The following is a 24820-nucleotide window of genomic DNA, read 5'->3' on the forward strand; positions in this document are numbered from 1 at the left end:
TAGTAAAAACAGGCAATTCGATGTTCCCTGTTCCCTTTACCTAAGCCCTGAGTTGGGCAAAACCTCCATTCCATTAGGAGTTTGTAGCTTTTGTATGACAAACTCTTGATTGACCAAAGCTTGAGGATGAGCTGGATTCAATTCTAATGCCGTTTGCAAGGCTTCCAAGGCTTGAGGATATTGCTCTAAAAACCGCAGCGCAATGCCTTTCCCTGCCCAAAAATCAGCATTCTCTGCATTGATTGCGATCGCGCGATTGTAAGTATTCACGGCATCAGGGTAGCGATTTAATGCCATGAGTACCAGCGCCTTATTATACCATGCCGCCGCCGAATCTGGATTAATCCCAATCGCTCGCTCCGCTGCTGTGTTCGCCTCTTGATAACGTTGCATACGCCAATATAAGGCACTCAGATTCACCCAAATCTCTGCCAGAGTCAAGGTATCCCCCACATTCGCATCCCCTAAGAGCGCCTGTTGATAAGCCGCGAGGGCTTGATCATACTGTCCCAATGTGGTGAGAATTCGGGCATAGTTAAACCAAGCTTTCGAGGAATTGGGGTTAATATTAATCGCCTGTTCTGTCGCCCCTAGCGCCTCTTCAAACCGCCCCATAAACCACAGTGTCGCCCCCCGACTACTCCAGGGATCAGCATAGTCTGGATTGAGTGCTACCGCCCGATTAGCCGATGCCAAAGCCTCTTCAAATCGACCCAAACCTGTCAGCGCATCCGCCCGATGACTCCAAGCATAAGCCGCACCTTCTTTTCCCCAACGCCCATCTCCCTCTTGAATGGCTTGATCGCAAGCGGCTAGGGCGTCTTCATATTGACTCAGTTGATTGAGCGTGGCACATTGATTGGCTAAGGCTAAAGCATAATTGGGACTAATTTTTAGCGCCCATTCCTGAGAGGTTAATGCTTCACCCGGTTTACCAATAATTAATAAAACTTTCCCTTGTTCCGTCCAAGCCGTTGCATCCTTGGGATTAATCGCCAGAGCTTGATCATAAGAGTCGAGGGCGGCGTCATACCGTCCCAACTGAGCCAAAATTTTACCGCGATTTGTCCACGCGATCGCGGGATTTTGATTTCCCCAATCCCCATTGACTTGTAATGCGCGTTCACAGGAGGTGAGGGCGTCATAAGTCCGATCTAATTGGGACAATAACAGACACCGTTGCGCCCAAGCCAGGGAATAATTCGGATTACTTTGAACCGCTAAATCAAATGAAAATAGCGCCTTTTCCCGTCTCCCTTGTCCCCAATTGGCTAATCCTTGATGATACAACGCATAAGCCCGCGTCACTTCATCCCAGTTTTCATCAATTTGCAAAGCCGTTTCACAATCAGTCATCGCGGCTTCATAGTTTGCCAATTGAATGTGCGCCGCGCAGCGCTTTGCCCAAGCTTCAGAATGTCTCGGTTCAAGGCGAATAACCTGACCATAAGAGGCGGCGGCTTCGGCATAATTATCTAATGCCCGTTGAATATCACCTCGATCAATCCAGGCTTGAGGTTCATTGGGATTCAACGCGATCGCTTGATCACAGGCTTCTAGGGCTTGTTCATAATTTTTAGCATCTTTTTGGGTAGCACAAAGGCTAGCCCAGTAACTAAAATCTTGTAACTGTAATCCCTCTTCATTTTGGGCATTTAGACTCTGGGAGGAGGATACAGTTACCCATAAAAAGGTACTTAGAAAAATCGAAATAATTTTGTCATTTGTCATTTGTCATTTGTCGTTTGTTAATTGGTGACTCGTGACTGGGGATTGGGGATTGGGGATTGGGGATTGGTGACTCGTGACTGGGGATTGGGGATTGGGCGAAGCATTCGCGCTCTTGTGTTAGCAGAAATCCGATACATTGGGGCGCGAATGCTTCGCCCCTACAAATTGGCTTCCCCATCTTCCTATTGCCTATTTCCGACAATTATCACAATGCCCACATTTTAATCCCATCGCCTCCTTTTTAAACCCAAACGCTTTTAATAAAAACTGCCAACGACATTGGCGAGTTGTCAGGTATTGTGTCATCAGTTTCTGTACCTGAACTTGGTGGGAACTTAATTGAGCCAAAGCGCGGGAATCTGGGGATGGGTGTTTGTGATAGTGAAATGGATCTTGCCATTCCAATTGTTCAGCACTGTGCAGCAGAGCTAATGCGACTTCACCCTGGCGAAATTCCTGGGAGACGGCGGCTACATTCCCCTGTTCGGGTAGCTTTTTGACTAAGCGTTGTGCCTGTTGGTATTGCGATCGCATCTGATCGACAAAAAACTGACGCTTTTGCTTATCCTCTGAATTTAACCACCCCGTTGGCTCACTGATCAACGTCAGCGCGTCTGCGGGTTTGCCATCTCGTCCGCCGCGACCGACTTCTTGGATATATTCTGATAATAATTGGGGGGGCTGAAAATGTACCACCCAACGTACATTGGGCTTATTGATTCCCATCCCAAAGGCGCAAGTACAAACCACAAATTGAGTTTTGCCACTCAACCAAGTCTGTTCAACATCTCGGCGTTCCTGGGAACTTAACCCGGCGTGGTAGGGGGATGTAGCATAACCCCGTTCCCCAAACCATTGGGCTAATTCTTCACTATCTCGCCGCGAACGGACATAAACTAACCCAGATTGGCGATTTCTGGCTTGAATGAACTGTAACATCTTCTGGCGGCGTCCGCGTGGTGTCCAGACGATTTGCACGTCTAGGTTGAGATTTTGGCGATAGGGGCTGATTAAAAAGGCTTGGGGGTGTTTTAATTGCAACACCTTACTGATGGTGTCTTGGGCGCTAGGATCAGCCGTCGCCGTAAATGCCGCGATCGGGATTTGGCTGCCGGGGGGTTTAGACTTGAGTAGGGTGGGTCGTACTGCGCCTAGACGCCGATAAGCGGGTCGAAAGGTATCGCCCCATTGGACGAGACAATGTGCTTCATCTAGAATTAATCCATTAATTTTTAGATTGGGTTCGTGGAGTCGTTCCCAGACGGGCGCACTTAATAGGGTTTCTGGGGAGAGGTAGAGTAATCGGAGTTGCTGGTTTTCTAGGGCTTGCAGGGTTTTTCGGCGTTGTTGCGGGGCTAATTCGCTATGTAACAGGGCGGCGGGTAAGTTGCGATCGCGTAATTCCTGTACCTGATTTTCCATTAGAGCAACTAATGGTGAAATCACCAAGGTTAATCCGGTTTGTAAGAGGGCGGGAAGTTGAAAACAAATCGATTTACCACCACCTGTCGGTAAGACAATCAGTGCATCTCGCCCTTCCAAAATACTCCGAACAATCTCACCTTGAGGCGGGCGGAAATTATCATATCCCCAGATTTTTTTAAAGGCGATGCGGACATCGTTCCAGGATGTTGTTTCGGTAATGCTCATGGGTATAGAGAGACGTTAGGGATAGTTGTAGATATCTGAACCTGATCCTTGTTTGTCTTTATAGGTTATATTTTTACTGACTCAGGGAACAATGCTTTAGGGTTCGCTAGTCAGTCACTACACTAGCATAAGCCTGTTTCTATCACATTCTATAAAGTTAGATTAAATTTTTGGTGAATATTAGTTATAATTTTACATTACTAAAAGTAAAATATCTCTAACTTTAAAGATTGCTTCATTTTTAAACAAAATATGATTCTGTATCTTTGGGTTGCAGGGTAAAATGTGATCACAAGTGATCAGCTGTTCGGCATTTAAACCTTGATGTCAAAAATTGCTCTCATCCTTGGTGTGCGAGCATCTTGCTCGCTACTAATACCAACAAGAATGGAATCCTTGTCAGGGGTTTGAGGTGTAGGGGTATGCCCATTAAAGGCGTGAGAGCTGGCAAATGCATCCCCTTTATCAGGACGAAGGGGTGTTACGTTTTGCGTTTGAACGACTTCCCCTGCTTCCAGACGTACCAATTGCCTATTTCTACATGGCTGCCGCTGTTTCTTCTATTGAGAATTTAGCCAAGGTTTTGATCGACTTGTTTCAGTGCTATTTCCAGATCCGTGGTGAGCTGTTGAGCACCTTTTTTAGCCGACTGGGTGCAATACTTGGCTACATCTAAAGGAGATCCAATATTAATCTGAATATCAGAACCCCGATGAGGAATGGGTTCGCTATAACGGATGCTAACAGGTACAATTTTTAATCCCAAACCGGGTTGATTGGATTCGGCTTGCAGGGCAATTCTCGCCATACCGGGTTTAAGTGGATTAACCTCACCATGTCGAAAAATATTACCTTCGGGAAACATCACCAGTGCTTCGCCACGACGCAGGAGTTCAACACTATGCCGGATACTGCTGATTCCCGGGTGTTTCGTATTCACCGGAAACCCACCCAGGCGCCGGATAAACCAACCTTGTAATCCTTTAATTTCATCTTGCGACACCATAAACCGCAAATCCCTTCCTGTGACAGGTTTCCCAGCGGCATAAGCTATGGTTAACCCATCCCAACGCGATCGATGGGTAGGTGCTAGAATAACTGGACCAGTTTTGGGAATATTGTCTTGTCCAGTAACTTGCAGCCGCCCAAAATAAAGGGGCATGAGGATACGACGCCCCAACGGATAGAAGATTGAGGTTAACCAAGGGGAAACACTGGAGTTAACGGGAACTACTTTGGCGGAATTAACCGTCTTTAGATCGGGTTTGTCCAAGGTTGAGGACGTTTGGTTCTGTTCACGGGATTGGAGTTGCATCATAGGGGATTCAGTTTTTGCTGTGTTTCGACTCTCCACTTTTACCTTATGAGGTCTGACAACCCCTGTCGTCTACTGAAGGGACAGTTCTATTAATGTCATGGTTAAGGGTTGATTATCGCTCGCGCTGGCGTCGTTGGGCAAACCAGGATTGAAGTTGCCCTCGACACTCTGATTCCATAATGCCAGCAAGGACAGGTAAGTGATGGTTGGAGTAAGCGCTATCGGGAATATTGGCAACGGTTCGGATTGTGCCAGTTTTGGGTTCATCAGCACCGTACACCAGCAAACCTAGCCGCGCCAAAATGATCGCCCCAGCACACATGGCACAAGGTTCTAAGGTGACGTAAAGGGTACAGGTGTTTAAATGCCAGGTTTTTAAGGCTTGACCGGCTGCACGCAAGGCGAGGATTTCGGCGTGGGCGGTAGGATCATGATCGCGTTCTCGACGATTTTCTCCGGTGGCGACGAGGTTATCCTGATTATCAATAATCACTGCACCAACGGGGACTTCCCCCGCTTCACCGGCAGATTGCGCGATCGCGAGAGCCTGATTCATCCAGTGGCGATGCTTTTGATAGGCAACTTGATTAATGGGGGGTAACATTTAGAGTAGATATATGAAGAAACTTTAAACAACCCTTGACGACTTTACTCTAGTGAGAATTAAAAGCGTGTACTCTCAGAATCAATCGAGTCATTCAGCGTCTGCGGCTTCCCCAGCTTTCCAGACGCGCCATGGCGCGTCTCTACATGCTTCCCCTCACCACAATACTTATTCAGAAAGCCCTAACTATTGGGTTTTTCTGGTGCTGTGGATTATTTTACTTGTACCGTCTCTCACTGGATGTGGGATTAGTCCCAAGACAGAAGCTGGGGCGCAACCCAAACCCCCTGGTGCAGAAGAGAAAACCAGTACAGCCGTGGATGTCGCGATCGCACAAACGGGATGGGTGTTAGAACCAATAGAATATACAGGTCGAACTCAACCCCTGCGGGATGTCTCACTGCGATCTCAAATGGAAGGGCGAGTGTTGAACATCAATGTTGATATCGGTGATCCGGTTAAACAAGGACAAATTTTAGCTCAAGTTGATGACGCCTTATTGCAAACGGCTGTAACTGAAGCACAAGCCGAACTCGCCGCCCTAAATTCAGAAGTCGCCCGCGCTCAAACTCAGGTGGGAAATGCCCAAGCGAGGGCAGAACAAGCCCGGTTAGAATTGCAGCAAGCTAAAGTAGATGCGATACGGCTACAAAACCTAGCGCAAGAAGGAGCAATTTCTCGACAAGAAGCAGAATTAGCCCAAACCGCCGCCGCAACCGCGCAACAAAACCTACAAGCCACCCTTAAGCAAATTAGCACCGAACAACAAGCTGTCGCGGCGGCGCAAGGACGAGTGAAGGCGCAGCAAGCAATTTTGGCTCAAAATAAGGAACGTCAGTCCTATTCTTTACTCGCCTCCCCGATTAACGGTGTGGTATTAGAACGAGTCACCGAACCAGGAAATCTAGTTACACCGGGAAGTGAACTTCTCAAGTTAGGGGATTTTACTCAGGTGAAGGTAGAAGTTCGGGTTTCAGATAGAGAACTAGCGAATATCAAGGTGGGACAATCGGTAACGGTGAATTTAGACGCACTTGCCAATGAATCGTTTTCCGGAAAAGTGACCCGAATTTCTCCCGCAGCTGATAGTGAAGCCTTACAAATCCCTGTAGAGGTGACGATTCCTAACCCGAATCGTCAAATTGGTAGTGGACTTTTAGCACGAGTTAGTTTCACACCAAATACCCAAGCCCAAGTTGTTGTTCCGCAAACGGCGCTAGAGGTTGGCGGAGAGTCAGGGCGTGGAGATACTCAGATGGCGAAAACGAATCAGCCGACTCAAACATCAGAGAAATCAACGGTGTTTGTCGTGGTTGAAAATGGTGCTGAATCTACAGTTGAAGCACGTCAAGTAGAAATTAGCGATCGCGCCAAGGGTAGAGTGGCTATTGTATCCGGTTTAAAGCCAGGGGAACGGTTTGTAGTTCGCACTGATGCGCCGTTAAAGGATGGCGATACGGTTCGTTTGAGTATTTTATCAGTAAGCTCTTTGTAGGTTGGGCCCTTGGAACAAAACCCAACACCAACAAGCCACGGCGATTGAAATCGCTGCTACACAAACAAAGTTCGCCTACGCGGACTAAATTATAACGGGAGTATTTATATCATTTCCGGTCAAACACCGTGCATAAAAACACCTGAAACGATGGCACTGCTATATTAGTTCACGAAGCGTGGACTTGAGCTATTAGCCCGGAGTTTGAACTCCGGGCTTCGGGCGGATGTCGGGGCTATTTTAATAACACAACTTGTACAAAAACACAACCCAATCTGAATAGGTTTTCCCCTCAATCTCTCAAATAGTCTGATCACAGGCGTTACAGTGAAGAAAATAGGCGCAATCTTAAGAAAAAACCATGTCTCAAACCACGATTGAATCGGCTCCTGTTGATTTAGCTCTACCGCCAACCCAGTATGACTTACCCTGCGATGACGATATTCCCATGGAAACTCAGCGACATTTTTTACAAATGCAAATGCTTAGGGATACTCTCGTCGCGTGGTTAGCTCAACGAGAGGATGGCTATGTCGGCGGTAATATGTTCCTCTATTTTAGTGCGGCTCAAATCAAAAACCAAGACTTTCGCGGTCCTGATGTCTTTGTCGTGTTGGGAGTTACTAAAGGGGAACGACTCAGTTGGGTTGTGTGGGATGAAGGCAAAGCACCGGATGTTGTAATTGAGTTAATTTCTGATAGTACAGCCACTAAAGATAAAACCGAAAAGAAACAAATTTACCAAGACAAGGTGAGAGTACCGGAATATTTTTGGTACAATCCCTTTGATTCAGAGGATTGGGCGGGATTTAGTTTACAAGGTGGCGTGTATCAACCCATAGACTTGGATGAACAAGGGCGATTTATTAGCCAAGTATTAGGTTTAGCCTTAGTGCGTTGGCAAGGTTCCTATAAAGATATTCAAACAACCTGGCTGCGTTGGGCGACATTAGCGGGAGAGTTGTTACTCACTCCTGAAGAAGAGGCGGCGCAAGCTCAACAGCAAGCTGAACAAGCTCAACAGCAAGCTGAACAAGCTCAACAACGAGCCGAACAAGCTCAACAGCAGACTGAACAGGCTCAACAACGAGCCGAACAACTGGCTGAACGCCTACGAGAAATGGGAATTGATCCAGATGAAGTTTGAAAAGACTTAAGCCCTGAACTAAAGTTCTGGCTCAAAGCTTAAACCCGTTTAAACGGGTTCAAAGTCTTACCCCGTAGGGTGGGCATTGCCCACCAGCCAAAATTTCAGTACCATTCATAATCTTTAGGGTCAGATTATCGATGCAAAAACTTTCGGGTGCTGCGGGTGGAAGTTGGCGAGTCATTGATAAAGGAAGCAGAATTTTTGAATTATTGGAATACACGAGGCGTTTACTTGGAGAAAAACGTATGAAGACCAGTTTACTTTCAATTCAGCCTGTAGAAGGAACAAGTGAATTTAAAATTCTGATGTTGATTGGTGATAATCGCCAGCAATTTACTTTTACGGTTGAGCATCCTGAACAAGAATCATTTACAGTTATTGGTGGAGATATTGATTTCTGTAAGTTTTTCAGGTTCAATCAACATATATCAGCTAAAGTAGGGGATTTAGTCGGGCAATTTGAGCAGGGTAAAATCGTGGAATTACCTGTGAATGTGGGTGATTTTTATACTCCAGAAGCAGCGATGGAACGGCAAAGGGATTGCTGCCAAAGAGAACGGGTTTGATGATTCATCGTTGGATTTATTAGGACGATGTTCTATGTCACAGGATTTAGGCACAAACATCACATATTGTAGGGGCACGGCATTGCCGTGTCCCTACAGGTAGCAATCCATTAGGACAAACGATCTATTGTAAATTATTGTTCTTCAGGTAATTGTAATTCAGCGAAATGCTGCTTGCGTCGTTCTTCCATCACCTCAGTTCTAGGCAAATCCTCAATTGCTACTCCCTGATAAGCCAGCATCATGATATTGAGCATTAAAGAGAATTGAGCTAACTCTTGCAGTACACTATCCTCTATTATTAAGGTTCTCAATCCTATCAAGTCAACTGTGAGATTAGAGATTGTCCTTGACCCAACTTTTAAAGGCTTGAATGGCTTGGGTTCTGCCAGAACTTAGACTCTGCTGAACGTAACGATTGACTAATTCAATGATGGGGATATCTGGAAACGTGGGACTCGAGTCAGACTCTATATACTGTCCATCTGGCAAAACATTAATCTTTAGCTCTCCTCCTGCATATCGCCAGAGTTCCGGCACTCCTAGGATTTGATAATTATCCAAGTTTGTGCGAGAAGTTAGATCAATCTCTATCGCCAAGTCTGGTGGAGGATCTACTGTCAGATCAAGCCGATTTTTACCGATAATTAAGGCAGCATTTTGAATGTAAAAGCAAGCATCTGGTTCTACAGCTTGAGTCATGCACTCATTTTTTAAGGTTGTTGAACCTAATGATTCAAATACAATCTGTTGTGCGTCCAATAAAAATTTTACCATGTCGCCAATAATCTCTTTGGCTTTTTCATGTTCAGGAAGGGGAACCAGAATTTCTAATCGACCATTACTATAGGAAAGTCTCGCGGCGCGATGTTCTCCCAATTCTGTTAAAATCGTTTCAAATTGCTGCCAGCTCACATCCTCTAGTAGTAATTGATGTCCCGGTTGAACCTTTAATTGTCTTAACTCCAATAGCATGAGGATTCATCCTGTTTCTTGACAATATATCGACCTCGTAAAACACTAATTGCCGCATTCATTCCCTGACGACTCATTTCAAACATGGGTAATAAACGGGCAATTTCTCCATCCGTGATATTTTGCCACCATTGATTTGGCGTTGGATTCAACCAAGCGCAATACCGTACTGACTGCTGTACCTGCTTAATCCATACTTTAGTGCTTTCAATCCGTTCTTGGTCAAAATTCCCCCGTGCGGCTCCTGCATCGCTGACAATCAGTACAGGGATGATTGAAAATTACCTTTATTGTAGCGATCGCGCTATGGGGCATCGCGTCTGCACGGCTAGCAGTCTTGAGATTTTTTGCCTTGCTTATTGGAGTATCTTTATCAATTTAATTTACCCAAACTCATAGCCTTGATTCACCCAGTAATGCCAATCGGCGATCGCCTGCTGCGTTTGTGCATCTGCTTCTGGAGCCTCTAGCTGAATCAACGGCACTGCTAGCGTATCATCATCCCAGGTAATCTCCACAAACATTTCCTGTTCACACTCCTCTTCTGGTGCCATCCCCACCACTTCTACGGTTGCTTCTTCTTTCAGAGGGGAAATGCGTCGCTTACTGATGCAGACGGCTGTGAAGGGAAACTGCATTGTGTCCTCTAAGTAGTAGTACCAGCCCATTGCCTGCTCTTCTAGGCTGTATGCATCCACCACAATGTCCATTGTGATCCGCTCTTCTCGTTCTGCATCCCGTTCCAATTTCACCATAACCTAACTTCCATTCGTTGCTGTATGGTACACCCAAATTAAAGGTTAACGCCCCTCTGCCAAGTCAGCATAAATAAACATCTCGACTCCCAACAGGATTATAAGTCTCAGTTACTGGAGAATATAGAGTCACCGCAAACCAAGCTATATGAGGTGGATCAGCATTTAGAATCTGATATTAGTCCGAGTATAAAAGAAGTATTAGATTGGATCTCTACTAGCTCCATTAAACTAGCACAAAGGATTGTTAGTAATGCTTTAGAAGATTGCCCTAATCTGAAGCAAGTAGTAAAGAGTAACAGTAGTTTAGAGAAGCGAATAAACTGGGAGTTTGAAAAATACTTACAAAATATTTCTAACTCTTTGCGTACAAAGCATCGGAAACTCCTGGATCAACCACCAATATCTCCATTTACCACGAAAGAGGGAAGCTTATTTACTTGGGAAGAAAGAACAAAATTCAAAGCTGAGGAAGGTAGATTTTATACGTTAGCTATTCAAAGCCTTAAAGATGTCATACCTAAACGATACTCTGAAGAAATAAAACTGGAAATTATTGATTACGTCAATAATTTAAGAGACAATCTTCCCCGATAAAAATTTAAATTTATAAGCTAATTATATCTCTCCAGTACCTAGAGTGAAAAACCCAGTTTCTAAAGCATTCCACTTACGGATAATCATTAGTAAATCATATCACCATATCTAGCAGAAAGCCGTGTCTCACTCTCCTCCACTTTTCCCAATGCGCGACTTATTGAACTAATTATCCTTACTTCTTCCGGGTCTATACCTGCATCTATTGCTCGTTCTTCTGCCTGTTGCAAGTCTGCCAAAATTTGAGTGCGCCAGCTTCTCAAGACCTCAAGAGGCAAATCCTTAAAATTATCTGGATACATATTCAAATCTGCTGGTAAGTACTTACCTTAGACTTACCGTAAACAAAGCAGTCATCCGGAAAAAGACAAGTTGCTGACGTAGAGTAGCCGAAATGTAGTTCATGCTGATGTCTGTAAGCGTTTATAAGCATGAGCCTTTGCCAAACGCACCCAATGTTCTAAGAGTAAGTACCGATCGCGTTCAACTTCTTCTGAGTGGGAAAGAGTACCAGATTTATTCCGATCCAGCAATTCACTCATGCGATTCTGGAATTCAGGTGTGGGGCGAATGGCAAGGATCACGTCTGGGCTGGGTTGACTAGCCAGCAATTCGACGATCTGAATTTCGTCTTGATACGAGATGGTTTCTGCGGAGGTGAATTCCTGAAGGGCGCAATCCAGGGGTTCTGGGAGACGATCGTCCAATTGTTGCAGTTTCTCACCGAGGCGATCAGGAATTTCTAGGGTAATTTGCATAGTTCGGTGATCTAAGGATAGGAATTACATTGATTTTAACAAGCCTGCGATCGCGCTCTTTGTCAGCCATGCAGGTAATACCTAAAACCTAACATCTATCCCCACCACAGGACTTATGAATAAAGGGCGACCCGACCTAATTGAGTGGATTAGTGTTATTAATTAGATAAAGCGGGTCGCCCCTACAGGTTGTTCATTAACTCAGAAATAAAAAGCTGGCGACTTCGACAGAAGCAACCATCGGAGAACCGTCTAAGTCTAGACGCGCCCAGATGCTATTCACTTGCGGTACATTTGCCAACGCCTCTGCAACCAAGTCTGTGCGATCGCGCACATTGGCAAAGTCAGGTAAATTCTGAACAATGCGGGTGAGTTGTAGGAAGTCTGGCTGAGATAGCTGAACTGTCACAGTTACTACTCATACGGCAAGAAGACTGTTCTATTCTGGCTTAGGGTAATATTTAGTTATTACAGCTAGCATAATCCATCAGGTGTGCGTTTATTCGTCTATTTCAAAGACGACACCTTCATAAAGCAATTCAATCGGAAATTCAAATTCAATGCTGGATAGAGTGATAGTATCTCCCGCCTGGTAAGGATAGTAAAGCCACATTCTTCCCTCTCCGCGAGAGTAACGTTCGACAGAGATTGTTTCTGAGTCAATCAAGATATACTCTTGCAAACTGGGAATTGTCAAATAGTAAGTGAATTTTTCCCCTCTATCTTTAGCACTTGTACCAGGAGAGAGAACTTCTACAATAAGTTTAGGCTTTTGAATAAACTTGCGAGCGTTAAGGTCTTGAGGGTCGCAACTGACGATAACATCAGGATAGTAGTAAATGATCTTCGGACTCACTTGCACCTTTACGTCTGAGACATTAACCCGACAACCTCTGGAACCTAGATGAGGACGTAAGGCTGTGTAGAGATTCAGAGCAATATCGTTATGAGGAATCGTACTGCCTGTCATAGCAAAGACTTCACCCTTGACATATTCATAGCGAATCTCTTGCTGAGATTCCCATTCGAGATAGTCCTCAAAGCTCATTTTGGGCGATTTTTGGGGAGTGGCTATCATAACCAAAATTGTTCAAGATTGCTTTGATTGTAGCAGTAGGGGCAGGCTCAGTATCATGCGTGTCAACTTAAGCTGAAAAGTCCGGTGAGAGGGAGAGCCTGAATCATAGGGGTCAGTCGTCGGTACTCAGGCTGAGATAGCTGAACCGTTACCGTTGCTGCTCCTATAATGGTGTAAGTGTCGAGAGAATTTCTTGATTACCACAACTATTAACGTTTAGTGTGTACCCCAGGCATTAACTGACCTGGCAAAACTTTTTCTGCCACGTTAACGTTTTACAAAAGTTTACTTATTTTGATAAAATTTGTATATCTTAATACATTAATCAACCACGATTTCTGAACTGGTTTTCTAGTCCTAAGCCAATGATTGATTAATTAATCGCCAATAACCAATGACAAATAATCCATTAAGTATTAGTGCGATCGCGATTCGCCGCCATATCGGTACCCTCGTCTTAACCCTAGCCGTGATTGTGCTGGGGATATTTTTCATTCTCCAGATTCAGGTCGATTTATTACCCTCGATTACCTATCCCCGTATTGGTTTACGTTTGGGGGCGCCCGGTATCTCACCAGAGGTGGCGGTTGAGGAAATTACTAAACCCTTAGAAGAAGGATTAAGCGCGACTGAGGGCGTTGTCCAAGTCTTCTCCCAAACTCGCGAGGGACGGATCAGTTTAGACTTGTTTTTTCGACCAGGGGGTGATATTGACCAAGCACTGAATGATGCAACAGCGGCGTATAACCGCGCTCAGTCTAATTTACCCGATATTATTGAGGCACCGCGTTTATTTAAATTTGACCCCTCTCAATTACCTGTTTATGAATTGGCGCTGAAATCTCCATCCCTAAAGGATGTGGATTTGCGCGTATTTGCGGATGAAGAACTCAGCCGTGAACTGAGTGTTGTTCCCGGAGTCGCCTCCGTGGATGTGTCTGGCGGGGTAACGGAAGAGGTCAGAGTTTTGATTGACCCGAATCGTTTACAGCTATTAGGATTAGGATTAACCGATGTCCTAGATGCCCTAGATGAGCGCAATCAAGATGTGGCGGGGGGACGGATACGGGGGGAAGAGTCAGAACCCTTGACGCGGACGATGGGACGTTTCCAAGATGCGGAAGAACTGCGGAATTTGTCCTTTGAAATAGACGATACAGACGCAACAAATCCTTCTCGTCGTGTCTATCTGCGGGATTTTGCTGAGGTTATTGATGGAACGGAAGATAAACGGGTATTTGTCTTTCTGAATGGAGAACCAGCGGTTAAACTTAGTATTCAGAAGCAACCGGACGCGAATACGATCGAAGTTGTGAATGGGGTAAAAAAACGCATTGAACAGCTACGGGAATCTGGTTTAATTAAAGAGGATATTGAATTATTAGCTACCTTGGATGAGTCAATTTTCATCCAGAATTCTATTGCCAATGTGGCGAGTTCGGGGTTAGTGGGAGCCACGTTAGCGGCGTTTGCGGTGCTGTTGTTTTTGGGTTCATTGCGGCAAACCTTAATTATTGTAATTGCGATTCCCCTAGCCACCCTAGCCGCTGTGATTTTAATGCAGTTATTTGGCTTATCCCTGAACGTGTTTAGTTTAGGGGGATTGGCGTTAGGAGTCGGGATTGTCGTGGATAACGCGATCGTTATGCTAGAAACGATCGCAGCCGGGGTGTCTGATAATCCAGGTGTAGGGGCGGGTTTGACCGATACCATTGAAGAAAAAACCGATAACGGAACTAAACCCGCCCCGTCTCAATCCATCATTTCCCAAGCTGAACGGTGTTCCCAAGAGGTAGAATCAGCGCTGATTGCTTCCACCAGTACTAATTTAGTCGCTGTCCTACCCTTTTTGCTCATTGGTGGGTTTTTCTCCCTCCTGTTTAGTGAATTAATTTTAACCATTAGCTTTGCTGTCGCCGCCTCTTTGGTTGTCGCGTTGACGGTTGTACCAATGCTTTCGTCTCGCCTCTTGGCAATCCCTTGGTCAAGTGGCTTAAACCGATTTTGGCTATTGCAAGCCTTTAATCGTCGCTTTGCAGCCGCAACCCTTGGTTACAAAGGGTTCCTGGCGCGGGTGCTGCGGTATCGCCTTCTGGTAATCGCCCTCGCTGTTTTAATTCTAGGTGGGGGAAGTTTAGCCTTAGCTAGTCAAATTCCCCAAGAAATTCTGCCCCGAATTGATACCGGACAAGCCCGAATGTTTGCCCAATTTCCACCAGGAACTACCCTGGATCAGAATCGACAAGTGATGATGGCGGTGGATGATATTCTCTTAGCGCAACCGGAAGCCGAGTATGCGTTTACCACATCTGGCGGGTTTTTGTTTGGTGGGAATACATCAGAAAACCTGTTACGCGGGACGAGTACAATTGCGCTGAAATCTGATAGTAATGTCGAGACATTTATTGAACGAGTCAATCAGGAATTGCAGACGTTAAATTTAGTCCAAACTCGTCTGCGCCTGAGTCCCGGTGAAGTGCGGGGAATTATTTTAAGTAATTCGCCGGTGCGCGGGGCGGATTTAGATATTGGATTACAGGGGACAAATACGCAGCAATTAGAAGCCGCAGGGCGTCAAGTGTTAAAGGCGTTAGATGAGCGCGTTACCTTAGCAGCGTTTCGCCCGGATGCAGATGATCGCCAACCCGAAATTCAGATTCGTCCCGACTGGGAACGAGTCGCCCAATTGGGTTTAACCGCCCAGGAAATTGGCGATACGATTCAAACCGCGATCGCAGGTTCGGTATCGACTCAGTTACAACGGGGCGATCGCTTGGTCGATGTGCGGGTACAGCTTGATCAAGCGGCGATTCAGCGCGTGTCTCAGATCAAAGAATTACCCCTATTTACCAATAATAATCGTCAAATTTACTTAGGTGATGTAGCGGCGATTGATCAAGGACAAGCGCCGGGTGAAATTCAGCGGATAAATCAGCGCCAAGTGTTCTTAATAGCGGGGACATTAAATGAAGGTGCAACCTTGAGTGAGGCGTTAGCGGAAACTGATGCGGTGTTAGCCGAATTAGATTTACCAGATGGTGTATCTATTTTACCCAGTTCCGCTAGTGAAACCAATCAGCAACTCCAAAATTCACTGAAGGTGCTGGGAGGATTAGCCGCGTTTATGGTGTTTGTGGTCATGGCGGTGCAGTATAATTCCCTGATTGACCCCTTGGTGATTATGCTGACTGTACCCCTCGCCTTAGCCGGGGGAATTTTGGGACTGTATCTCACCCAAACCGCCATGGGCGCAACGGTTCTAGTGGGGGCGGTACTCCTGGTAGGGATTGTGGTAAATAACGCGATCGTGATGGTCGAGTTTGCCAATCAAATTTATGAGCGAGAAAAGGTTGACCGCAAAACAGCGATTTTGCAAGCCGCGCCTCAACGTTTACGACCGATTTTAATGACCACAATCACCACAGTTTTAGGCTTGTTTCCTCTGGCGCTGGGGATTGGGCAAGGGTCAGAGTTTTTACAACCGTTAGGTGTGGTGGTATTTTCGGGATTGTCCCTAGCAACGGGATTGACGCTATTTATTATTCCCTGTTTCTATACATTGCTTCATGATAGTTTTGGGGATAAGAATAGGAAAAAAAGAATGAAGGGAAGAACAGGGAAAAAGGTAGAGGTAACAGAGAACAGAGGTAAGACTAGAGCATCAGTGTAGTAATAGCCGTTAGAAGAAAATTATAATTGTTATAACCCGCGAAGGCGGGTTTGGTCTGTGTAGCTGCGGTTTAAACCGCCCAGCTTGATTCTCCCGCGATCGCACTTAAGGCTGGTGGGCATTGCCCACCCTACTCATCAGAATCCCCGTAAAGGACTAACTTCCAGCACACCATTCGGCTTAAACACCACCTGAAACTGAGCTAAGGGTTGGTCGGGAACAAATCCAGTTTCCTCACTGCCAATACCAGCCGCTTCTGGGTCAGCTAAATCTGCCAACGGTGTTTCCGCTACATAATCCCAAGCTGGTTGATTGGTCGGTTCGTAGTCCGCGATCGTGCCATCTTCAGTGACAGCCACTCGGTAATTTAATGGTCTTCGTGATAGCGGTGTTCCTTCCCAACGTTCGTCTAACGTGCTGTAGAGTTGATTATTTAATTGTCTCAGTAACCTCCGCTCCGTGATTTCGGGTCCTAAACCAGGTTCTTCCTGATAGCCTTGCCAAGGACTGATTTGCAACACACCACCTGGGGTAAATACCACCCGGAACAGAGCAAAGGTTTCTCGGCTTGCTGTACCGCCTTCTGTGGGAATATAGCTCAACTCCGGTAAGGGAGTTTTTGCCGCACTATCAATAGGCGTATCATCAACGGGCTTATACCCTAGAATATCTCCGTCTCCGCCAACCGTAACCTGATACTCTAAATTCTGATTTAACCCTTCCCGGTTATCCCATTCTTGATTGAGTTCTCTGTGCAGATAACGCTTCAAATAACTCAACTCCGTTGGATTCGTAATCTCTCGAGTTGAGGTTAATTCGTCCTCCAGTTCAGCCGCCGAAGGGGGACTTGAGGTGGGGGTTGGGGTGACTTGACCTGGGCTATCTGGGGTTGGAGACGTTGTTTCCGTGACCTCAGACTCAGAGGCTGGCTTGGGAGGACGCACTTCTGGGACGGGTACAAAGAATAAAGCCAACGCTGCTACAGCTAAACTCGTCACACCAATCGCAGTGGGTGCGGTTCGCTGGGCGACGGATTGGTCAGCTTTGCGATACCGTCGGGAAATCGGTTGTAAGGGTACAGCCAGATCAGGCAACGTGTGCTGATCCGCGAGGAACTGATCGATCGCCTCAACCAAATCAAATAGCTGTACCGTTGTCAAATCAAGCTGTACAGGATTTTTGCCATCTATCCCTCCCGCAGAAGTCCCTGATGCGCTATGGGAATCAGAAGTAACACCCGAAAGAACTTCTGCGGTTTGCCCCACCCTTAAATGGTGCAAGTTTTTATCCGGAAGTTGTTGTAACTGCACCAAAGGTGGTTTAGCGCCATCAAGTTGAGGGTGAGGGACGTGACTCAAAAATTCTTGAGCATACCGATTGACAGACTCAACCAAGCTCTCAAAAAAATCTCGTCCGCCGCTAATGGGCTGCGGCTGACCCATAAAACGGCATTCTGCATTAACCAGAATCGTCATCAGCGGGCGAGCATCAAGCTGGTCTCCCCCCCCTGCGGTTGTATCACTTAATCCCTCTAGAATCAGCGTACAGTTGGGCAAACTGTACTGGCGTCGAATTGTCATCGTTTTTTCCCTATGGAACCCACAACTATAGCTACGGACGCTCTCAACCTCTGGTTCGGATCATTCATCCAACTTCTCCATCAAACAAACTAATCCAAAATCGCTGCATACCAGAGGTTCCTGTACAAAACAGCAACTGAGCTAACAGCGACAATGCTAGCTCATTTAACTTTTCATCGGTATTGTACACAGAGACCTTTGCCCTTCGTGGGTTCATCCGGCTACGGAAATGCGCCCGGAACCGCTCTAGATAGGAGGACAAGCGAAAATGTTGTTCGATGGGAACCTGCTTTTGACTCAGTTGTTCGTAAGCCAGAAGCAGTTGTCGAATCACAACCGTCATGCGGCGAGCCAGATAACTGGCTATAATCACTAAGGCTTTAGCTTCTTCTAGATTCAGGGGACGGCGCGTGTGAGAGCGTCGCAAGGGATTGGTGCAGCGTAGACGCCAAAGAACCACACGATTATTGATAATGTCCTGAAGTTCTAGCTGTTTGGCGACTAGCAGCATCGCTTCAGAACCTCCCAGTTCCAACGCTTCAATGGCAAGTAAAATCAGGTCAATCTGCTGCCGACTTCGTGACGGGCATCCCCGATCTGAGATACCGGGATCGGGTAAATTATCTAAAATTACGGGATGGGATGGAGCAGTAGAACTGTTTGTCGGCATTACGCTTACAGAAAGAATCATTCTAAGTAGCGATTGTAGGTGAACTCGTCTTCTATACAGAAAGAATTTGCAAGTGAACTACCCAACACTGACCTGATCCTTTGTGATCCTTCGCTCTTCTCAGGACAGGAGGTGTAGTGTGGGCTTCTAGATTCAGGGGGGAATACCTCATGAGAGATTTACGTCCGCTCTTGGGTCTTACTTCCCCTCCACTAGCACAGACGGCTGTTCCATCCGCCTGTAATATTCTGATACCTTCTGCTCTAATATTGGTATTGGTCGAGGCGTTACTATCTCTATGATGATGAGTCCCACAGCTCGGACAAGTCCACTCCCAATACTGCTCGGATAAGCCTTGAGCAGAAGGGCAGGTAGGTTGGGTTGAGGTAACGAAATCCAACGTTTTACTGGGTTTGTTGGGTAACGCTTGCGCTCTACCCAACCTACAATTTTTCTTAACCGAGCAGTATTGAGTCCGCTCCCTCATCTCCAGTTGCATCTCATCAACCTGGTAGTAGCAGTTAGAGCAACGTTTAGAGCGAGGAAACCATCTATTAATCTCAACTAACTTACCGCCCTTTTTCTCAAGCTTGTAAGATAGGCAGTTAACCAATATTCCCCAACCCAGATCAGATATTGCCTTGGCTCGCTTGTGCTTACAAACTATGCCCTTGACATGCAGGTTCTCTACTACAACAACTTGACTTTCGTTGATGAGCTTACGAGAAAGCTGATGTAGAAAATCCTGTCGTGAGTTACTAACTTGGTTATATACCCTAGCTACGACTTTTTTATATCTGTTCCGTGAATTACCCACCTTCTTTTTTTTAGCTAATTTCTGCTGTTTACACTTTAGGTTTTTCTCATGTTTGGCTAAATGTTTAGGATTTACGTCGTTAAGTACAACCAGACTTTGACGACTTTACGCAGCACTTCATATAACCTCCTTATTGTCTATGTTACCATTACCACTTAGCTACAGTCGGTGTTAACACACTTACTGATTCGCCCTTTCCGATGCCATCATGGCACAAGGACTCACCATTGGTCTGCTTCCATCCATTTAATTGTTAAACTGTTTAGTCAAGCCCCTTATCTACCTATGGATTTAAAGTCGCTGATTCGGGATATTCCAGATTTTCCTAAACCTGGAATCATGTTTCGGGATATCACCCCCCTGCTGCGCCACCCAGAGGGTCTACGCTACACGATTGACATCCTGGCTCAAACCTGTAAAGAAGCAGGACTCACGCCAGATTATGTCGTCGGGATGGAATCCCGTGGCTTTATTTTTGGTCCTCCCCTCGCCTATCAACTCGGCGCTGGGTTTATCCCTGTCCGTAAACCCGGTAAACTCCCATCCGCCGTGCATACCATTGAATATGAACTCGAATATGGTATGGATCGCTTAGAAGTTCATCAAGACGCCTTTGATTCCGGTTGTCGTATTCTGATTGCCGATGATTTAATCGCTACAGGAGGCACCGCCGCCGCTACCGCCAAGCTGGTGCAAAAAATTGGCTGTGAACTGGTGGGCTTTAGTTTTATCATCGAACTAAGGGATTTACAGGGGCGTCAGAAGCTGCCTGATGTGCCGGTTGTTACCTTGATTGAGTATTAAGGGCATGAGCAATGGGTGATGGGTTACATTCTTCAGTAAAGCAATAAAGACGAATGACTTCTTCAACACAGGATTCTTCAATTCGCCATGGCTTAAATGAGGCGTGGGCGGGGTTCATCCGGATTGTCTCCAGTGAGACGTTTCTCTACATCGTCAAACGTCTCTTGCAAGCCTTATTAACCTTATTTCTGGCATCGGCGCTCAGTTTTGCCATCATTCAATTGTCACCGGGCAATTACTTGGATACCCTGCGGCAAAATCCCCAGATTTCCCCGGAACGCATTGAGGAACTCCGACAGCAATTTGGCTTGGATCAACCTGCCTACAAACAATATTGGCGTTGGCTGGTGCGAGTTGTGACTCAGGGAGATTTTGGTGAGAGTTTTGTTTATTTTCGTTCCGTATCATCCCTACTCTGGGAACGCATCCCAGCCACCTTACTGCTCGCCATTTCCTCGATTATTATCACTTGGGCGATCGCGATTCCTTTGGGGATTATTGCCGCCGTCAAGCAAAGCCGCTTTGCCGATCGCGCCTTACAGGTGATTAGCTATACCGGTCAAGGCTTTCCTAGCTTTATTACTGCCCTGTTGCTGCTCATTATCGCCCAATACACCTCACCGCTTTTTCCGGTGGGTGGCATGACCAGTATTAATCATGCGGATTTGTCACCCATTGGTAAAGTACTCGATATTGGATGGCACATGATTTTACCAACCCTTGCCCTCTCAATCACCAGTTTTGCCGGACTTCAACGAATTACCCGAGGGGCAATGTTGGATGTTTTGCGGCAAGATTATATCCAAACAGCCCGTGCCAAGGGACTTCCAGAAAATCGGGTGATCTATGTCCATGCCTTACGGAATGCGGTTAATCCCCTGATCACCATCCTGGGTTTTGAATTTGCTAGTTTGTTAAGTGGTGCGTTTATTGCCGAATTTTTCTTTAATTGGCCCGGTTTAGGACGGTTGACGTTACAAGCCGTCACCGCCAAAGACACCTATCTGGTGATGGCAGCCTTGATGATGGCGGCGGTGATGCTGATTGTCGGTAATTTACTCGCTGATTTGCTGCTCAAATTTGTTGATCCGCGCATTCGCCTAGAAAATCTTAAATAATCGGAATATGAATTATAAATCCCCTGTTCCTTGACCAAGAACGTCGCTTACATATCAATGCTCGAATAAAGGACAAATTTTACCCTTCGCTACCCTCGATGAAACCTGATTTGTAAAGGCGGGTTTAGGGGCGGGTTTAGTCGCATCTTTTGTGAGGGAAGAAACGATAAGAGTGAAAAGAACCACTACAGAATGCATGAAGCACGACGTAGCTTGCTTCTCGCGAAGCGAGTATGATAAATGACAAATGACCCATCAAAATGTTTAGCCAAATCTATTACTTAATTCTTTCTCGAGTTGACGGGCGCTATCTTGCTGCCAAACCTACCCCTAGGGATAGTGAGATGGGAGCAGGGTACTTATTGATGTTTCGCGAACAGTTTGAAGCCCTCAGCTATCTGAATACCCACGCGGCTGATCTGAGCGATCGCTTTGCCGTTGAGTCTGTTTCCGGAACTCAGTTAAAAGGATTGCTCCAACGCTGGGGATTTCATGGCGTGGGTATTGTGCAAGACCCCCTGATTCCCAAAATAGAGTTTCTCTCTTATGAGGGGTGATATCAATCGCTTCGTTCTAAGGATAGATATTTTCAGCAGATTCTTAAAAAAAATAATTCAACATGGCTCTAAATTCTATCTTTAGATTAGCTACAAGACTGATGCCATTAGTCCAAAATGAACGAATATATTATCGCTCAACCAATATCCTGACAATCATAATCTGAGATTGATGACTGTAATGCCTGTAGCCGAATCTCGTACATGCCTCACCACAACAAACAACCGTTGGGCGGTTGCGTTTTTGCATCAGATGGTGTAATGCAGAAAGCCGTAATACCGCTTGACGACGTGCTTTGTAGGGAATGCAGATGTATTTTTTAGCGATCGCAGCAACAAGGCAACGGAAACTTATACATAAGGCGTTGGGTCGCTTTAATTGAAACTCTTTATCTTTCAACTTACACCCCAGTCAAATCAGGACATTATGACGTTTCAAGTCAATCGGTTTGATAGCCAAGACTCTCGGCGTACTCAACCTAGAAAAGGAGTGAAGTCCAGAGGGCTAATCCAAAAACTTAAACACTATATCTTTTTATTGGGCGTAGGAATTTCTTGGGGAATCGCCACCCCCCTGAATGCGGCTGAACGAATCACCTTGCAATTAGGACCGTTTCAGCAATTGGTGGCAATCGAGGATCTAGAAACATGGGCGCAAACGGGTCAGTTACCGCCAACTCTCACACCCTACCGTTCCTTACTCACCCCCCAAGTCCAGCAGGTACTCAACAGACGCCTGCAACTCGACCCCAATCTGGCTGAGAAATTTATCAATGACTTGCTGCTTTCAGCCGATGGCGCCCGCTTACTGGATCAAATTGGTGGGGTACTTCCTGATAGCAGTCTCGATCAGTTAAAAGCCGCTCTATTTTTAGCTGCACGCCAAGCGAATGGATTGTCGGTGCTAAGTTTTTTAAGAGCTTACCCGGAGGAGACAGTCACGATCAATGCCTCATCTGCGATCGCGATTGTTTTGCAAATGAATAGACCTTACTTACAAAGTCAACTGGTCAATCCGATCCTGGAGGAGGAACTCACTGTTGCGGATACCCCAGAGTTTTCGGCGGACTTTGATCCGACGGTGACCGGTTATCAATATGTACGGGAACGAACTCTGAGGCTACGCGATCCCGATCGCGATCGTTCTATTCCTGTAGATATTTACTGGGTTGGTGATACTTCAGGACCTTTGGTCATTCTCTCCCACGGTTTTGGTTCTGACCGCAAATTTTTAACCTACCTAGCGCGTCATCTGGCGTCTAATGGTTTAACCGTTGCGGCTATAGAACATCCCGGCAGTAATTTTAGCTGGCTCAGTGGGGTTTCTCTAAGCAGTAACATTGGGGAGGTGCTACCCCCATCGGAGTTTATTGACCGTCCTAAGGATGTCAGCTTTGTCTTGGATCGTCTGGCGAGAATTAATCAAGGCTATGGAGCATTCCGGGGCAAATTGAATACGGAACAAGTTACTGTTATCGGTCACTCTCTAGGCGGCTACACGGCTTTAGCTTTAGCAGGAGGACAACTAAACCTAGAGGAATTGCGGCAATTTTGTCACAAGCGTAGTCCTCTAGAACGCTCACCCGCTGACTGGTTTCAATGTTCCGCCACAGACTTACAGGAAGACAAGGTGGAGTTACGCGATCGGCGGGTGGTTCAGGTGATGGCTCTTAATGCCGTCACTGGACATTTATTTGGCAATACGGGTCTAGCTGAGGTAGAAATTCCTACTTTGATGTTAACGGGAACCGATGACGCGATCACTCCCTCTCTGGAACACCAACTTCGAGCCTTTGATCAGTTAAGCGGACCTAAGTATCTGCTGGTGGCGCTGGGGGGGACTCACTTAAGTGTGACAGATCGCGCCAGTCTCAATGAAGCGATAACTAACAGTACGTTGGTGAGGGAACTAACGGATAAAGAAGCAGAACCCCTGCGCCAGCTTTTTCGAGGTGTGAGTTTAGCCTTTATTAAACAGCTAACCCCTGAAGCCCAACTCTATAAACCCTTCTTGACACCAGCTTACGCTCAATCTCTTTCGAGTCCCAGCTTATCCCTACGCCTGAGTACTCAACTCCCGCCAAGCTTAACCACTTGGTTCCAAGTGTTAACCGTGAGTAACCAGAAGATTGCCATCCGCTTCCCCACCCTAAATCACGGTGCGATCGGGACGCTTTTTTCACCCTTTGCCAACTCTCCCAAGGTTCTTACCCAGACAGATTGCTGCACAGGACAACTTAATCAGATTTTTACGAATTTTATGAATACCTATAATCGGCGTTTAACGGGTATTAGCTAACCGCTTCTATCCCTTGCCAGCTTAAACTACACCCTCTAGAGCGTCGAGCCAGTAACCACTGGTGAACTGCTCAGGCTTACTTCGTAGAAGCCTGAGCTTCTGATCTCACAGGGGAATGCCTCAGCTTGGGCTTACGTCCTAGATGCTAAGATAACCATAGATTGCTTCCGTTCCTCTATAAATCCGCTGTCTATCCCTACCCTACTTCGCCCTTGGGTAGAGACTTCCGCGTCACGTTAACCGGGATAAGAAGTACCGGGACTAGCGCTCTAGGAGATTTCAGATGTGGACTCGATTGGCTTAATTGTACGCTATTGATATATAATTAAAGACTGGCGATATTAAACGCTCTGACCCCAGGTAGGCTAAATAAAATTTATTTGTGATCGGACTTGCCAACACTTGGTTAAGTTTGCTACCTTAGTTAAGCGAGTTAAGCGCCAAGGATAACAAGCCGGGATAGCTCAGTCGGTAGAGCAGGGGACTGAAAATCCCCGTGTCGGCGGTTCAAGTCCGCCTCCTGGCATCAATATATCATACTAAAAAGCGCTGCACTGCGAGAGTGTAGCGTCTTTTGGTATTTGTGTACTAATTGTTGCTAAAGGGAGGTTTTTAGGGGTTTTGGGCT

The 24820-nt window shown here is 46.2% G+C and carries 24 protein-coding genes, 1 tRNA gene and 2 pseudogenes; 10 read left to right on the forward strand and 17 right to left on the reverse strand.

What is annotated here, in order from left to right; translation table 11 throughout:
* Positions 1-36: 36 nt before the first annotated feature.
* The 5 genes from ACLGGO_RS08400 to tadA form a co-directional block, all read right to left on the reverse strand.
* Positions 37-1731: a tetratricopeptide repeat protein gene (locus tag ACLGGO_RS08400; RefSeq protein WP_446418955.1), complete on the reverse strand. Its 1695-nt coding sequence runs from the start codon at positions 1729-1731 to the stop codon at positions 37-39.
* Between the two features lie 189 nt (positions 1732-1920).
* Positions 1921-3381 carry a RecQ family ATP-dependent DNA helicase gene (locus ACLGGO_RS08405; RefSeq protein ID WP_446418956.1) on the reverse strand — a complete coding sequence of 487 codons (1461 nt, stop codon included), beginning with the start codon at positions 3379-3381 and terminating at the stop codon, positions 1921-1923.
* Between the two features lie 314 nt (positions 3382-3695).
* Positions 3696-3908, reverse strand: coding sequence for a hypothetical protein (locus tag ACLGGO_RS08410; protein WP_446335922.1), 213 nt, complete (start codon positions 3906-3908; stop codon positions 3696-3698).
* Between the two features lie 44 nt (positions 3909-3952).
* Positions 3953-4696: a lysophospholipid acyltransferase family protein gene (locus tag ACLGGO_RS08415; protein ID WP_446335937.1), complete on the reverse strand. Its 744-nt coding sequence runs from the start codon at positions 4694-4696 to the stop codon at positions 3953-3955.
* 115 nt (positions 4697-4811) lie between these two features.
* Positions 4812-5303 carry a tRNA adenosine(34) deaminase TadA gene (tadA, locus tag ACLGGO_RS08420; RefSeq protein WP_446418957.1) on the reverse strand — a complete coding sequence of 164 codons (492 nt, stop codon included), beginning with the start codon at positions 5301-5303 and terminating at the stop codon, positions 4812-4814.
* A 52-nt stretch (positions 5304-5355) separates the two neighbouring features.
* Here tadA and ACLGGO_RS08425 point away from each other — a divergent pair, with 52 nt between their 5' ends.
* From ACLGGO_RS08425 to ACLGGO_RS08435, 3 genes are all read left to right on the forward strand, one after another.
* A complete protein-coding gene (locus tag ACLGGO_RS08425) occupies positions 5356-6798 on the forward strand; it encodes an efflux RND transporter periplasmic adaptor subunit (RefSeq protein WP_446418958.1) in 1443 nt (480 codons plus the stop codon).
* Positions 6799-7159: 361 nt separating this feature from the next.
* Positions 7160-7945 carry a Uma2 family endonuclease gene (locus tag ACLGGO_RS08430; protein WP_446418959.1) on the forward strand — a complete coding sequence of 262 codons (786 nt, stop codon included), beginning with the start codon at positions 7160-7162 and terminating at the stop codon, positions 7943-7945.
* 140 nt (positions 7946-8085) lie between these two features.
* Positions 8086-8514, forward strand: coding sequence for a hypothetical protein (locus tag ACLGGO_RS08435; RefSeq protein WP_446418960.1), 429 nt, complete (start codon positions 8086-8088; stop codon positions 8512-8514).
* A 134-nt stretch (positions 8515-8648) separates the two neighbouring features.
* On the opposite strand, the gene ACLGGO_RS08440 is transcribed toward ACLGGO_RS08435, so the two are convergent.
* From ACLGGO_RS08440 to ACLGGO_RS08455, 4 genes are all read right to left on the reverse strand, one after another.
* Complete coding sequence (locus ACLGGO_RS08440) at positions 8649-8828, reverse strand: hypothetical protein (RefSeq protein WP_446335927.1); 180 nt, start codon at positions 8826-8828, stop codon at positions 8649-8651.
* A gap of 22 nt (positions 8829-8850) precedes the next feature.
* Positions 8851-9489, reverse strand: coding sequence for a Uma2 family endonuclease (locus ACLGGO_RS08445; RefSeq protein ID WP_446335928.1), 639 nt, complete (start codon positions 9487-9489; stop codon positions 8851-8853).
* The gene (locus ACLGGO_RS08450; protein ID WP_446418961.1) at positions 9474-9641 is read right to left on the reverse strand and encodes a hypothetical protein; all 168 of its coding nucleotides are present in this window, start codon (positions 9639-9641) and stop codon (positions 9474-9476) included. Before ACLGGO_RS08450 ends, ACLGGO_RS08445 begins: the two co-directional genes overlap by 16 nt.
* A 231-nt stretch (positions 9642-9872) precedes the next feature.
* On the reverse strand, positions 9873-10244 hold the full coding sequence (locus ACLGGO_RS08455) for a calcium-binding protein (protein ID WP_446418962.1): 372 nt from the start codon (positions 10242-10244) through the stop codon (positions 9873-9875).
* A 153-nt stretch (positions 10245-10397) separates the two neighbouring features.
* Between ACLGGO_RS08455 and ACLGGO_RS08460 the strand changes: the two genes are divergently transcribed.
* Positions 10398-10841, forward strand: coding sequence for a hypothetical protein (locus ACLGGO_RS08460; RefSeq protein ID WP_446418963.1), 444 nt, complete (start codon positions 10398-10400; stop codon positions 10839-10841).
* Between the two features lie 86 nt (positions 10842-10927).
* On the opposite strand, the gene ACLGGO_RS08465 is transcribed toward ACLGGO_RS08460, so the two are convergent.
* The 4 genes from ACLGGO_RS08465 to ACLGGO_RS08480 form a co-directional block, all read right to left on the reverse strand.
* On the reverse strand, positions 10928-11143 hold the full coding sequence (locus ACLGGO_RS08465) for a hypothetical protein (protein WP_446418964.1): 216 nt from the start codon (positions 11141-11143) through the stop codon (positions 10928-10930).
* 99 nt (positions 11144-11242) lie between these two features.
* Positions 11243-11599, reverse strand: a complete 357-nt coding sequence (locus ACLGGO_RS08470; RefSeq protein ID WP_446418965.1) for a hypothetical protein — start codon at positions 11597-11599, stop codon at positions 11243-11245.
* A gap of 196 nt (positions 11600-11795) precedes the next feature.
* A complete protein-coding gene (locus tag ACLGGO_RS08475; protein WP_446418966.1) occupies positions 11796-12008 on the reverse strand; it encodes a hypothetical protein in 213 nt (70 codons plus the stop codon).
* A gap of 90 nt (positions 12009-12098) precedes the next feature.
* The gene (locus ACLGGO_RS08480) at positions 12099-12677 is read right to left on the reverse strand and encodes a Uma2 family endonuclease (RefSeq protein WP_446337330.1); all 579 of its coding nucleotides are present in this window, start codon (positions 12675-12677) and stop codon (positions 12099-12101) included.
* 394 nt (positions 12678-13071) lie between these two features.
* Between ACLGGO_RS08480 and ACLGGO_RS08485 the strand changes: the two genes are divergently transcribed.
* Positions 13072-16347, forward strand: a complete 3276-nt coding sequence (locus ACLGGO_RS08485; RefSeq protein WP_446418967.1) for an efflux RND transporter permease subunit — start codon at positions 13072-13074, stop codon at positions 16345-16347.
* A 137-nt stretch (positions 16348-16484) separates the two neighbouring features.
* Here ACLGGO_RS08485 and ACLGGO_RS08490 read toward each other — a convergent pair whose 3' ends face one another.
* The 4 genes and pseudogenes from ACLGGO_RS08490 to ACLGGO_RS08505 form a co-directional block, all read right to left on the reverse strand.
* Positions 16485-17927, reverse strand: a complete 1443-nt coding sequence (locus ACLGGO_RS08490; RefSeq protein ID WP_446418968.1) for a DUF4335 domain-containing protein — start codon at positions 17925-17927, stop codon at positions 16485-16487.
* A gap of 64 nt (positions 17928-17991) precedes the next feature.
* Entirely contained in the window at positions 17992-18618 is a 627-nt protein-coding gene (locus tag ACLGGO_RS08495; RefSeq protein WP_446337333.1) for a DUF3038 domain-containing protein, read from the reverse strand.
* Between the two features lie 31 nt (positions 18619-18649).
* A pseudogene (locus ACLGGO_RS08500) lies at positions 18650-18931 on the reverse strand (zinc ribbon domain-containing protein); the annotation flags it as partial.
* Positions 18932-19069: 138 nt separating this feature from the next.
* Positions 19070-19486: pseudogene (locus ACLGGO_RS08505) on the reverse strand (RNA-guided endonuclease InsQ/TnpB family protein); the annotation flags it as partial.
* A gap of 213 nt (positions 19487-19699) precedes the next feature.
* On the opposite strand from ACLGGO_RS08505, the gene ACLGGO_RS08510 reads away from it, so the two are divergent.
* From ACLGGO_RS08510 to ACLGGO_RS08530, 5 genes are all read left to right on the forward strand, one after another.
* Entirely contained in the window at positions 19700-20218 is a 519-nt protein-coding gene (locus ACLGGO_RS08510) for an adenine phosphoribosyltransferase (protein ID WP_446337360.1), read from the forward strand.
* Positions 20219-20271: 53 nt separating this feature from the next.
* Positions 20272-21336 (forward strand): ABC transporter permease, encoded by a 1065-nt coding sequence (locus ACLGGO_RS08515; protein ID WP_446337334.1) that lies wholly within the window; start codon positions 20272-20274, stop codon positions 21334-21336.
* A gap of 260 nt (positions 21337-21596) precedes the next feature.
* The gene (locus ACLGGO_RS08520) at positions 21597-21893 is read left to right on the forward strand and encodes a hypothetical protein (RefSeq protein ID WP_446337335.1); all 297 of its coding nucleotides are present in this window, start codon (positions 21597-21599) and stop codon (positions 21891-21893) included.
* A gap of 427 nt (positions 21894-22320) precedes the next feature.
* Positions 22321-24192 carry an alpha/beta hydrolase gene (locus ACLGGO_RS08525; protein ID WP_446418969.1) on the forward strand — a complete coding sequence of 624 codons (1872 nt, stop codon included), beginning with the start codon at positions 22321-22323 and terminating at the stop codon, positions 24190-24192.
* Between the two features lie 453 nt (positions 24193-24645).
* Positions 24646-24718, forward strand: a tRNA-Phe gene (locus ACLGGO_RS08530).
* Positions 24719-24820: the final 102 nt, after the last annotated feature.

This window comes from Coleofasciculus sp. (assembly GCF_046565525.1).
In the GTDB taxonomy this organism is placed as follows: Bacteria; Cyanobacteriota; Cyanobacteriia; order Cyanobacteriales; family Coleofasciculaceae; genus Coleofasciculus.